The organism is Aerococcus sp. UMB7834, from assembly GCF_030215145.1.
In the GTDB taxonomy this organism is placed as follows: Bacteria; Bacillota; Bacilli; order Lactobacillales; family Aerococcaceae; genus Aerococcus.
Window position 1 is genome coordinate 114299 of record NZ_JASOLI010000004.1, and the last position, 12278, is coordinate 126576.

A 12278-nucleotide genomic window follows, 5' to 3' on the forward strand; every position below is an offset into this window, starting at 1 on the left:
GTTAAGAATGTTTTCTCGTTTCAAACAAAAAGAAATCGTCAAAAAGAACCGGGAACAGCGCCAAGGTTCCAGCTTGATTACCCTCCAACGCCCTAATGATATTGTCTCGGAACAGTTTCGGACTATTCGGACCAATATTCAATTCGCCATGGAAGAACAGAAATTCAAATCCATTATGTTTACTTCCTCGGGGGCTTGGGAAGGGAAGTCGACCATTGTAGCTAATATCGCAACGGTAATGGCCGACCTGAATTTACGGGTCTGTATTGTAGACTGTGACCTGCGTAAGCCTACGATTCATAAGACTTTTGACGTGGATGAACCTTCTGGCCTGACCAGTCTGCTGACTCAGAGAGAGCTGAAGACCATGAATTATGTCCAATATGTCCCTGAGGCTAATCTCTATGTCTTGCCGGCTGGTCCTAAGCCGCCAAACCCTGCCGAACTCCTGAGTTCCCAGCGGATGGCAGATATCATTGATGAACTGGAGCAGCTCTTTGACTTAGTGATTATTGATACGCCACCGATCCTCTTGGTGACCGATGCCCAGATCATGGCATCACGGGTCGATAATGTCATCTTCGTTTTGCGGGAGAATGTCTCCCAGATTCGTAATGTCCAAAAGTCCAAAGAGCTCCTCGATGCCGTCAATGCCAATGTCCTCGGTGCCATCTATAATGGGGCCGTAGGAGATGCGATCAATTCCTACTACGGTTACGGTTACCACGACGAAGAAGTTTAAAAATTATGATTAAGCATGGTCAAGAGCCTAAGTAACTAGGCTTTTGACTATGTTTTTTATTTGCTTAGGCTAATAGCTACCGTAAAAGAGACTGATTTTTGTTAAGGGCTTACATCTTTTGAAAATTAGGATAAGATTAGAAGCCATTGCAGGTAAAATTTGCTATAATATAGGAAAAGAATATGATGAGGAGTGTTAATCATGACTTGGCAAGAAAATTTTAAACACTGGGACGACTTTGAAGACCTCGATCCAACTCTAAGAGAAGAATTAGACACTTTAAAAGAAGATCCCGAAGCTTTAGAAGATGCCTTCTACCAACGAATTGCTTTTGGGACAGCAGGTATGCGCGGACTCATGGGCCCAGGAATTAATCGCTTGAACATCTATACGGTTCGCCTATCTACAGAAGGCTTGGCCCGCTTAATGGAAGACTATGGGGCCGAGGCCAAGGAAGCTGGGGTGGCGATTGCCTATGATGGCCGTCACGATAGCCAGCGCTTTGCCTATGAGTCAGCAGCGGTCTTGGCCAAGCATGGCATTCCAACTTATGTTTATGAATCCCTGCGTCCAACCCCAGAACTTTCCTTCACTGTGCGTGAACTGGAAACCTTTGCGGGGATTATGATTACTGCCAGTCATAATACCGCTGAATATAATGGCTACAAGGTCTATGGCGCGGATGGCGGCCAGATGACGCCTGAAGATGCCGATGCCCTGGTGGCCCACACGGAAGGGGTTGACCTCCTAACGATCCCTAGCTTGTCTCATGAAGAGCTGAAGTCGACTGATCTCTTAACCATTATTGGAGAAGAGCTTGACCAGAAATACTTGGCCCGGGTAGCGGAAGTGACCATTGACCAAGACCTGGTTAAAGAAATGGGCGACCAAGTGACCATCGTTTACACGCCCCTGCATGGGACCGGCCAGATGCCTGTTTCACGGGCTCTAGACCACGCCGGTTTTGAGTCAGTTGTCTTTGTGGACGAACAGAAGAATCCAGACCCTGACTTCACCTATGCGCCAGATCCTAACCCTGAGGATGCGGCAGCCTTTGAATATGCTATCAAGTACGGGGAAGCAGAAGCAGCCGATATTCTGCTAGCAACCGACCCCGATGCTGACCGGATGGGGGGCGCTGTCCGCCTACCTAATGGCAAGTACCAAATCTTAACCGGGAATCAGATTGGGGCACTCATGACCCACTACATTCTCCAAGCCAAGAAGGAAGCGAATGACCTGCCCGCTAATGGCGTGATTTTGAAATCGATTGTTTCTTCTGACTTGCCAGCTAAGATCGCAGCGGCTTACGGGGTTGAGACTGTTAATACCCTGACTGGCTTTAAGTGGATTGCGGATAAGATCAAACAATATCAAAAAGACCAAAGCAAGACCTTCCTCTTTGGTTTCGAAGAGAGCTATGGCTACCTGGTTAAGCCCTTTGTCCGCGATAAGGATGCCGTTCAAGCTATTCTCCTAATGTCAGAAATGACTGCCTATTATAAGAAGCAAGGCAAGACGCCTTATGATGGCCTGCAAGAAATCTTCCAGGAGTATGGTTACTTTAAAGAAAAGACCATTTCTGTTAAACTACCTGGACAGGCAGGTGCCGCTAAGATTGAGCAATTGATGAAGGGCTTAAGAGAAGAACCCCTCAAAGAAATTGCGGGGGTTCAAGTTAAAGTAACTTCTGATTTTGCCGACCAGACCAAGACTTATGCGGATGGCAAGCAGGAAAGTTTAGACCAAGCCCCATCAAATGTCTTAAAGTATGAACTTGAAGATGGGACCTGGATTGCTGTTCGCCCAAGTGGGACTGAGCCCAAGATTAAATTTTATATTGGCGTAGAAGCAGAGAATGAATTAGCTGCTCAAAAAGCTCTCGACCAATATGAAGCAGCGATGAAAGAATTTACAGCATAAAAGTTGAGCCCAAGCTAGGTCAAAGACCTGGAAAGTCCCATCTTTTTATAGGAGTGATCGAATGACCAAAAATAATATTAAACTTGTGATAATTACAGGGATGAGCGGGGCCGGCAAGACGGTCGCCTTGCAATCCTTTGAAGATATGGGATACTTCTGTGTCGATAACCTGCCCCCATCCCTCTTGACTTCTTTTTGGGACCTCTTGCAAGGTTCGAATACGATCAGTAAGGTTTGCCTAGTGATTGACCTGCGTTCGCGTGATTTCTTTACCGAACTCAACCAGGTCCTCACGAATATGGACCATAAAGATTTTATGAAATTACAAATTATTTTCCTTGAAGCTAGCGACAGCAAGTTGGTATCGCGTTATAAGGAATCTCGTCGCAGCCACCCGCTCCAACAAGACGGTACGGTTTTAAACGGTATCCAGCGTGAACGCGAGCAATTAGCTGCCGTTAAGGAAAACTCTCATTTAGTAATCGACACCTCGTCCTTGTCACCGAGGGAATTGCGGGCAACCTTAATACGTGAATTCCATAGCGGAGATGATGCCATTTTTACGGTAGAAGTGATGTCCTTTGGCTTCAAATATGGAATTCCGATCGATTCAGATATTGTCATGGATGTTCGTTTCCTACCCAATCCTTATTACCAGACAGATCTCAGACCGCTGACGGGTCAGGATGCACCGGTCTATGATTATGTCATGGCCCAGTCCGATACCCAGACCTTCTTTGATAAATTTACAGATATGATCGACTTCACTCTGCCACTCTACGAAGCAGAAGGAAAGAGCAGTGTGACGATTGCCATTGGCTGTACGGGAGGCCAGCACCGGTCTGTCGCTTTGACCGAGCGCATTGGAGACCATATCAAAGCACTGGGCTACAATGTCCATGTTTCCCACCGGGATGCCAGTAAGAGTCAGGCGGCGGTGAAGCATTCATGATTAACCGCGACTTGCTTAACCAAGCCAAGAACGATAAGCTAAAAATTACTGTCATTGGAGGGGGGACAGGCCTCCCCATCCTCCTGTCCGGTCTCAAACAGGCCAATTGTGAGATTACGGCAGTGGTTACAGTCTCTGATAATGGGGGAAGCAGCGGCAGTATCCGGACATCCCTCAATACCATTCCACCAGGTGATATTCGAAATTGTATTGTGGCCTTATCAGAAGTCGAACAAATCTATAAGGATATTTTCCAATACCGCTTTGCACCAGAAGACCAGGAGTTTTCAGGACATGCGATTGGAAATCTGATTATTGCTGCCCTAGCCGAGATGCGCGGGGATGTCTTTAGCTCCCTCCGTCTTTTATCGGCCATGATGAAGGTCAAGGGGCGGGTACTCCCGGCAGCTGAAGAGCCACTTGTCTTACGGGCCCACTACAGCGATGGCCAGACGATTGATGGCGAAACGGAAATTGTTGGCCAGCGCCGGCCAATTGACCGGGTAAGTGTCCACTGTATGCCAGGCAGTCCCTGCCAGGACCGGGAACCCCAAGCAGGCCGTCAAGTGGTCTCGGCCATTCGCGAGGCAGACCTGATTGTTTTAGGTCCGGGCTCCCTCTATACCTCGATCCTTCCTAATTTAGTGATTGAAGATATCCGCCAGGCAGTTCTAGAAAGCCAAGCTAAGGTCGTCTATATTTGTAACATTATGACGCAGTTAGGGGAGACGGAGCACTTTTCTGATGCGGACCATGTCCGGGTGATCAATGACCACCTCCAGGCTAAGCGAATTGATTATGCCTTAATCAACAAGGCCCCGGTTCCCTATGAATACATGGAATCTGAACTCACCCCAGAGTACTTGGTCCAGGTGGAAAGAGACCGGGCAGGGATTCTCCAAGAAGAAGCCCAAATAGTTGCAGCTGATTTCCTTGACCTCAGAGAGACAGGCGTGTATCATGATCAAGATAAACTTGTCGAAACGATCTTACGTCTTTATGAAGCGGACAAAGGTTTCGAGTAGAGAGGAATACCAGTCGTGAGTTCATTTGCTGCAGATGTCAAAAAAGAATTAACCCGGATTGAAGTGAGTGTTGCTGAGGCCCAGGCAGAACTTTCTGCCCTGGTCAGGATGAATGGCTCGATTAACTTATTGAGTCAAGGTCTGGTCTTAAATGTTCAGACAGAGAATGCAGCCATTGCCCGGCGGATATATAGTCTTTTTAAGAAAACCTACCAGGTAACTGGCGAGATTATTGTGCGCCGGAAGATGAAATTAAAGAAGAACAATGTCTATATTGTGCGTATCCATCAAGAAGCCCAGGCCCTCTTGTCTGATATGGAGATCTTAGACCGCTTAATGATTATCCCCCAGGTTCCCCAAGCTATTAAAGCGGATCCAAAATTGGCCAAGGCCTATCTACGGGGCGCTTTTCTAGCGGCAGGATCGGTGAATAATCCAGAGACGTCGAGTTATCATCTGGAAATTTATTCCATCCACCAGTCCCACAATCAAGATATTATCGAGCTTATGAACGCTTATGATCTCAATGCCCGGCAGATTGAGCGGCGGAGCGGCTATATTACCTATCTTAAGGAAGCGGAAAAAATTTCTGACTTCTTAGCCTTACTGGGGGCCACCCAGGCTATCCTTCGCTTTGAAGATGTCCGGGTGATGCGGGATATGCGCAATTCCATCAACCGGATTGTGAATTGTGAGAGCGCTAATTTGAATAAGACGGTCACTGCTGCTGGGAAGCAAATTGAAAATATTAATTATATCGAAGCCCGTGTCGGCTTAGGGGAATTGCCGGTCAAATTGCGGGAGATTGCAGAGGCACGCTTGAAACACCCAGGGGCCAGCTTGAAGGAGCTGGGTGAGACCTTGGAGAGCGGCTCGGTTTCCAAGTCTGGCGTCAACCACCGCCTCCGCAAAATCAACCAATTTGCCGAAGAATTGCGCCGGCAGTAGAGTGTGCAAAATCAGTACTTTAGCTATGGAGGCACCCCATACAAATTTAGAGAGTTGGTTTTTGACCAGCTCTTTTTTGTATGGGCGAACTTATAAGTCAGCTTGTGAATTGCAGGAAACTTGGCAAGTATTGTATACTCGTATCAGAAGGTAACCGTCAATGGAAGTTAGGTGGAGGGAGGTCTTAAGATGGCGCTTATCATCTTTATCATTTCTGTTCTTTGCTTGGTCTATGGCTTTCAAGGTAAGTACCGGTTGGGAGCAAGTGCCTTAAGTTTAGTCTTTGCTTTAATCGCTCTCTATCTCTGGGGCCCGGGCCATTATGCCTTTATCGGTGTCCTGGCCCTAGGCTTAGCCTTAGTGATTTTTGAAGCCTTTTTACCTTCTTTAGGAATCTTAGGGCTGATAGGTCTGGGGATGCTGGCTTTTGAACTCTTCCAGCAGCGCTTGTCCCTCGACACTTTAGGCTTTGAAATTTTGGCTGCTCTTTATTTGGGCCTAGTGACTGCTGTTTTGATGATCCGCCTGGTCCTTAGTAAGTCCCCAAGCTCAAGCACTGGTCTTAGAAGACCGGCCAGGCTCTCAAGGCAAAGGAGGAGACCAAGAAGATTTATTGGGCCAGCAGGCTGAGGTAGTCGCCCCTTTGAGACCGGTTGGTAAGGTGCGGTTGCCAGACGGTCGCGTACTTGAAGCGATCAGTGAGCAAGATTTCGTTGACCGTGGCCAAGCCGTTGAAATTATTGCAGTTCGGACAAAAGATGTGAAAGTGAGGAGAATCGATCATGACTAATGTGTGGTTAGCAGCTTTTCTAGTATTTTTAGCCTTTATCTTGCTTATCCTATTCTTTATCTTTGTGCCTGTGGGCCTTTGGGTAACGGCTCATTTCTCAGGTGTTAAGGTAGGTTTAGGGGACTTAGTGGGCATGCGTTTGCGCCGGGTGAATCCGTCTCGTATTATCAAACCCCTGATTAAGGCGACTAAGGCGGGGCTTGACTTGGACCTCAACGACCTGGAAGCTCATTACTTGGCAGGTGGGGATATTAACATGGTGGTGGATGCCCTGATTGCAGCCCAACGCGCCATGATTGACTTGGAATTCGAACAGGCAGCTGCCATTGACCTAGCAGGCCGTGATGTCTTTGAAGCTGTCCAAGTTTCGGTTAATCCGAAAGTCATTGAAACGCCCGTGATTGCTGGGGTCGCCATGGATGGGATTGAGGTTCGCGCCAAGGCCAAGGTAACGGTGCGTGCCAATATTGAACGCTTAGTCGGCGGGGCAGGCGAATCAACCATCATTGCCCGGGTTGGTGAAGGGATTGTGACGACAGTCGGCTCATCTAAGACCCATACCATCGTCCTCGAAAACCCTGACTCTATCTCACCAACCATCCTGCGCAAGGGTCTGGACTCAGGAACTGCCTATGAAATTCTCTCCATTGATATCGCTGACGTTGATGTTGGACGCAATATCGGAGCGAAACTGCAAGCCGAACAAGCAGAAGCTGACAAGCGGATTGCCCAAGCCAAGGCTGAAGAAAGACGGGCGATGGCTGTGGCCAATGAACAAGAAAATATCGCCAAGACCCAGGAAATGCGTGCCAAGGTCGTTGAAGCCCAGTCTCAGGTCCCTCTTGCCCTGGCTGAAGCCTTGCGTTCAGGACGTTTAGGGGTGATGGACCATTATCAATTAGAAAATCTCCAAGCTGACACGAAGATGCGTCAGTCCTTTGGGGAAGAGGAAAGCCCAGCAGGTGACGACTAATGTGGGCGTGGGTCTTACTGGCTTATGTTATTTACCGTCTCATTAAAGCTCTAATCCAGGCACTGGGCCCTAGTCAGGAAGCAGCTGAAACAAGTGAAGAGACTGTTGGCGAAGAGGAAGCACTCACCCCCCATTGAATTAGAGGAAGGCCAGGAAGAAAAGGCGGGTGCCTATGACCTGGACCAAGATCTAGACTTGGCGCCAATGACTTCAGATACGACCAACGAAGCGATTGATGATGCAGTTGACCGTTTCCATGAAGATCATGAAGACTTTAAGGCTTACTTGGATGACCATGCCCGAGCTCTTTTGGCGGACCAGGACCAGGCTGCTGTCGATCTTCCGAGGATCAATCCGAAGAGAGACTCAGACCCTAAGCGGCGTCCAAGTAAACAAGAGATTCGCCAGGGCTTGAAATGGCAAGTTTTGCTCAACCCACCGCCCAGTCGTCGGAAGAAAAAATGAGATTGTTTTAAGGAAAACTTTGCTTTTGTGGCTAATATAGAGTAAAATATTCGACGGACAATTATAATGAATAGCCAAGCAGAAAGGTGAAAATCGTGCAAACTTTTGATTACGAACAGGTTCAATTAATTCCCGCTAAATGTATTGTGAAAAGCCGTCGCGAATGCGATACAAGTGTTGAATTTGGTAAACATCGCTTTAAGATTCCGATGGTACCAGCCAATATGCAGACGGTGATTGACGAAGCGCTCGCTATCCAATTAGCTGAGAAGGGATACTTCTACATTATGCACCGTTTCCAACCCGAAAAACGCCTTGATTTCATCAAAATGATGAATGAAAAAGGCCTCTATGCTTCCGTTAGTGTGGGAGTTAAAGATGAGGAGCGCGACTTTATCCGTGAAGTGAAGGCTTCAGGGCAGGCAGTGGATTATATTACCATTGATATTGCCCATGGGCATTCACAAACGGTGATCGATATGATCCGCTTTATTAAGGAAGAATTACCCGATACTTTTGTGATTGCGGGGAATATTGCCACACCAGAAGCTGTTCGCGATTTAGAAAACGCCGGTGCCGATGCGACTAAGGTGGGAGTTGGCCCTGGTCGGGTATGTATTACCAAGATTAAGACTGGTTTTGGGACCGCTGGTTGGCAGTTAGCTGCTGTTCGCCTCTGTGCTAAAGCCGCCCGCAAGCCGATCATTGCTGACGGGGGAATTCGGACCAATGGCGACTTAGCGAAGAGTATTCGCTTTGGGGCCAGCATGGTGATGGTAGGATCACTTCTAGCTGCTCATGAGGAATCGCCTGGTGAACAAGTTGAAGAAGATGGTGTCACCTATAAGGAATACTTCGGTTCAGCTAGTCAATTCCAAAAAGGCATCTACAAAAACGTGGAAGGCAAGCGAATTTTAATTGAGAGCCGGGGCAGCCTCTTCTCTACCTTGAAGGAGATGGAAGAAGACTTGCAGAGCTCTATTTCCTATGCAGGAGGACGCGACTTGGGGGCCCTGCGTACCGTTGACTATGTGGTGGTACCAAGTATTTACAACGGCGACCGGTAATTTATAGGAAAGATATAAGCAATAAGTCGATAATTTCGGCTAAACTGTGTTACAATGAGATAACCCTAAGCTAAATGGGGCAAAAGCTTAGCGTATTCTCATTAAAATCAGAAAGAAGTGATATTGACATGACAGATTACCAATTTTATATTGATGGTGAATGGCGTAATGCCTCATCCAATGAATGGATGGAAGTAAAGAATCCAGCCAATGGTGAAATCGTGGGGCGTGTTCCTCGGGGGACTGCCGATGATATGAATGCTGCGGTTGCAGCGGCAAAAGCAGCCTTCCCAGCATGGAATGAAACCAGTGTAGAAGAACGGACTGCTTTATTGAAAAAAGTGCGTGACGGTATTGTTGATCGTCAAGATGAAATTGCTGATATTATCGTCCAAGAATTGGGCGCACCGATCAGCCTCGCTCGCTCTAAGCATGTCCAACAACCAATCAAAGAAATGGATGACATGTTCGATGACTTAGAAAATGTTCATTTCGAAGAAGATATTGATGGGACGCAAGTGGTTAAGGAAGGCTTCGGTGTAGTAGCTTGTGTGACGCCATGGAACTTCCCATTAACCCAGATTGAACGTAAGATTGGACCAGCCCTCATTGCGGGTAATACAGTGGTTGTAAAACCTGCGACCGATACCCCAATTACCGCTGTCCTCTTAGCTGAAATTTGTGAGGAAGCTGGCTTACCTAAGGGCGTCTTTAACTTAGTGACAGGCCAAGGGAGTCAAGTCGGCGACGTGCTAACTGAACACAAGGATGTTGATGTCATTTCCTTTACCGGGTCAACAGAAGTGGGCCGCCACCTCTACCAACATGCCAGCTTTACCATTAAAAAGTTAATCCTAGAACTCGGTGGGAAATCTCCATTGATTTATATGCCAGGTGGTGACTTGTACTATGCTGTGAAGAAATCCATGGATACTGTAGTCAATAACTGTGGGCAAACTTGCTCAGCCTTGACTCGTCTCTTGGTTCCTCGCGAGGAATTGGAAGCGGCTAATCAAAGTATTTTAAACTACTATGAAAAGAATGTCGTAATCGGTGATCCGACAAATCCTGATACAGTGGTAGGTCCCGTTGTTTCCGAACGTCAAAAAGAAACCGTTGAATCCTATATTCAAAAGGGTAAAGAAGAAGGTGCCCGCGTACTTGTCGGCGGTGGTAAAATCGACCGTGAAGGCCACTATGTTGAACCAACTGTCTTTACCGATGTGGATAACAAGATGGTGATTGCTCAAGAAGAAATCTTCGGCCCAGTTCTCTGTGTCATCCCTTATGACAGCTTAGAAGAAGCCATTGAAATTGCTAATGATACAGAATACGGTCTATCCGGTGCTGTAGTTGGCCCAAGCGATGAAGAAGCCATCGCAGTTGCCCGCAAGATCCGGACCGGCTCTGTCTACATTAACAAATCCGGCAAGAGCAACAAGGCTCCATATGGCGGCTACAAACAATCCGGAATCGGACGCGAAAACGGCCGCTACGGCGTCCAAGACTACCTCGAAATCAAATCCATTTATAAATAAAGGGTGAGAGCAAGAGCGGTTAGCTTTGGATGCTTGGAGTGAGTCGGGATAAGTGCAAGCACGGCTTGCACGTTTCCGACTTGTGAAAGCACTCCAAAGCTGCTCTTACGAACCCAACTATAAGGGTGTGAGAGGATGCGGTAGAAAGGGACCTCTGGAGCAAAGAAGCAGAGAAGACTGCAAGTCTTCGGCGCTTCTTTGTGAAGAGGAGCCCTTTCTGCATCCTCGAACCCGACTAGATAGGGTGAGAGCAAGAGCGCTTAGACTTGAATGATTGGAGGCTCATCGAAAAAGACTGACGCTAGTCAGACGTTTCGATGAGCTGAAATCACTTCAAGTCTGCTTTTGCGACCCCGACTAGAACAGGGTGTGAGCAAAGGCGTCTAGAAAGGGATGACTGGAGGAAAAGCGGATAAGAGCGGCTTTAGCCGGTCGTTCCACTTTTCTGAAGTCACTCCCTTTCTGCCTTTGCGAACCCGACTAAGGGTGTGAGCAGAAGCTTCTGTATCCTCGCCTCCCACATTTGAAAGTATAAAAAAGCAACAGGCTGCCTTTTCGCAGCCTGTTTTTATTAGGGGAGGGATTTTTCTAATTAGTCTTTAGCGACTTGGATAGTCATGACCTTGTCTGCGTCGCTTACTTTTTTACGCAAGAAAGTGACATCGCTGATCACAATTTCAATCGCTGTTTGATTGTGTCCTGCTTTATTCTCATAACGCCGGCTTTGGATCCGACCAACTAGGCCTAGTTCATCACCCTTTTCAAGGTATTTGGCGATTAGGCGGGCGGTACCGTTCCAAGCGACAATGGGAATAAAGTCTGCTTCTTGTTTTTGACTATTGCGTCGGTTAATCGCAATGAGATTATTTAGGACGGCATTGCCATTGGCAAACTCTTTAATTTCAACATCAACGGCTAAACGACCGATACAAGCAACTTGATTCATTTATTCTCACCTCCTATTAGATATATAAACGAAAAAAGCTGAAATTCACGAAAGAATTTTAAGATTTTTTACTTCAAAGCTAATTTAAATAGGGTACAATAGTTTTGAAGGCTCACATAGAAAATACTTATTTTTGTGAACGATAAAGAAAGTGGGGACCTCGAATGCGTATACTAATGATTGAAGATGATGCCTCGATTTCTGAAATGCTAGGCATGTACTTTGAACCAGAAGAGGATTGGTCAGCCATTTTTATTGCTGATGGTCAAGAGGGTTGGGAGTATTTTCTTAACCATGAAGAAGAAATTGAAATGATTATTTTAGATTTAAACCTGCCTTCTTTAAATGGCAAGGAAATCTGTAAGCGGATCCGCGCGCGCAATAAGATGGTACCAATTATTATGCTCACAGCTCGTGATTCTGAGAGTGACCAGATCTTAGGTCTGGGTTTAGGGGCGGACGACTATGTCACTAAACCCTTCAGCGCGATTACCTTGATTGCCCGGATGAAGGCCCTCTACCGCCGCTATCAGGAAGAACAGGACCAGTTAGCGGCTGTTGACCAGGACCAAGATAAGGGAGCAAAGCAGGACCAAGACCATATTGTGTCCACCCAATCGATTCGGATTAATACTAAGACCCGGGAAGCTTATTATAATGACCAAGAAATTAAGAATTTAACGCCTAAAGAATTTGATATCTTAGCCCTTCTTGCTTCTCATCCTAAACAAGTCTTTACCCGAGAAAACCTGCTCAGCAGCCTCTGGGAAGAGCCGTTTTACGGGGATGAGCGAACGGTTGATGCCCATATTAAGAAGCTCCGCCATAAGATGGAAGCTCTAGGGCCCCAGGTGATCCAGACTGTCTGGGGTGTCGGTTACAAGTTCGACGAGACTGAGGGGGATTAGT

Annotated in this window: 13 protein-coding genes; 12 read left to right on the top strand and 1 reads right to left on the bottom strand. The window is 47.0% G+C overall.

Annotation, left to right across the window (positions count from 1 at the left end):
• The first annotated feature begins 7 nt into the window (after positions 1-7).
• From QP339_RS04310 to QP339_RS04355, 11 genes are all read left to right on the top strand, one after another.
• Positions 8-742: a CpsD/CapB family tyrosine-protein kinase gene (locus tag QP339_RS04310; protein ID WP_083272439.1), complete on the top strand. Its 735-nt coding sequence runs from the start codon at positions 8-10 to the stop codon at positions 740-742.
• Positions 743-943: 201 nt separating this feature from the next.
• The gene (locus QP339_RS04315) at positions 944-2665 is read left to right on the top strand and encodes a phospho-sugar mutase (RefSeq protein ID WP_284910564.1); all 1722 of its coding nucleotides are present in this window, start codon (positions 944-946) and stop codon (positions 2663-2665) included.
• Positions 2666-2726: 61 nt separating this feature from the next.
• Entirely contained in the window at positions 2727-3617 is an 891-nt protein-coding gene (rapZ, locus tag QP339_RS04320; RefSeq protein ID WP_070616497.1) for an RNase adapter RapZ, read from the top strand.
• Positions 3614-4642: a gluconeogenesis factor YvcK family protein gene (locus tag QP339_RS04325; protein ID WP_284910565.1), complete on the top strand. Its 1029-nt coding sequence runs from the start codon at positions 3614-3616 to the stop codon at positions 4640-4642. The genes rapZ and QP339_RS04325 overlap by 4 nt, the downstream gene beginning before the upstream one ends.
• 15 nt (positions 4643-4657) lie before the next feature.
• Positions 4658-5590, top strand: coding sequence for a DNA-binding protein WhiA (gene whiA, locus QP339_RS04330; protein ID WP_284910566.1), 933 nt, complete (start codon positions 4658-4660; stop codon positions 5588-5590).
• Positions 5591-5779: 189 nt separating this feature from the next.
• Complete coding sequence (locus QP339_RS04335) at positions 5780-6220, top strand: NfeD family protein (protein ID WP_284910567.1); 441 nt, start codon at positions 5780-5782, stop codon at positions 6218-6220.
• Positions 6221-6251: 31 nt separating this feature from the next.
• On the top strand, positions 6252-6380 hold the full coding sequence (locus tag QP339_RS09640; protein ID WP_502869651.1) for a hypothetical protein: 129 nt from the start codon (positions 6252-6254) through the stop codon (positions 6378-6380).
• Positions 6373-7353: a flotillin-like protein FloA gene (gene floA, locus QP339_RS04340; protein ID WP_284910568.1), complete on the top strand. Its 981-nt coding sequence runs from the start codon at positions 6373-6375 to the stop codon at positions 7351-7353. The genes QP339_RS09640 and floA overlap by 8 nt, the downstream gene beginning before the upstream one ends.
• A 93-nt stretch (positions 7354-7446) precedes the next feature.
• A complete protein-coding gene (locus QP339_RS04345) occupies positions 7447-7818 on the top strand; it encodes a hypothetical protein (RefSeq protein ID WP_284910569.1) in 372 nt (123 codons plus the stop codon).
• A 95-nt stretch (positions 7819-7913) separates the two neighbouring features.
• Positions 7914-8885, top strand: a complete 972-nt coding sequence (locus tag QP339_RS04350) for a GMP reductase (RefSeq protein ID WP_284910570.1) — start codon at positions 7914-7916, stop codon at positions 8883-8885.
• Positions 8886-9013: 128 nt separating this feature from the next.
• Positions 9014-10423 (top strand): aldehyde dehydrogenase family protein, encoded by a 1410-nt coding sequence (locus QP339_RS04355; RefSeq protein WP_284910571.1) that lies wholly within the window; start codon positions 9014-9016, stop codon positions 10421-10423.
• A gap of 592 nt (positions 10424-11015) precedes the next feature.
• On the opposite strand, the gene QP339_RS04360 is transcribed toward QP339_RS04355, so the two are convergent.
• Complete coding sequence (locus QP339_RS04360; protein ID WP_067974720.1) at positions 11016-11369, bottom strand: single-stranded DNA-binding protein; 354 nt, start codon at positions 11367-11369, stop codon at positions 11016-11018.
• Between the two features lie 164 nt (positions 11370-11533).
• On the opposite strand from QP339_RS04360, the gene QP339_RS04365 reads away from it, so the two are divergent.
• The gene (locus QP339_RS04365) at positions 11534-12277 is read left to right on the top strand and encodes a response regulator transcription factor (RefSeq protein WP_070616511.1); all 744 of its coding nucleotides are present in this window, start codon (positions 11534-11536) and stop codon (positions 12275-12277) included.
• The last annotated feature ends 1 nt before the right edge of the window (position 12278 follow it).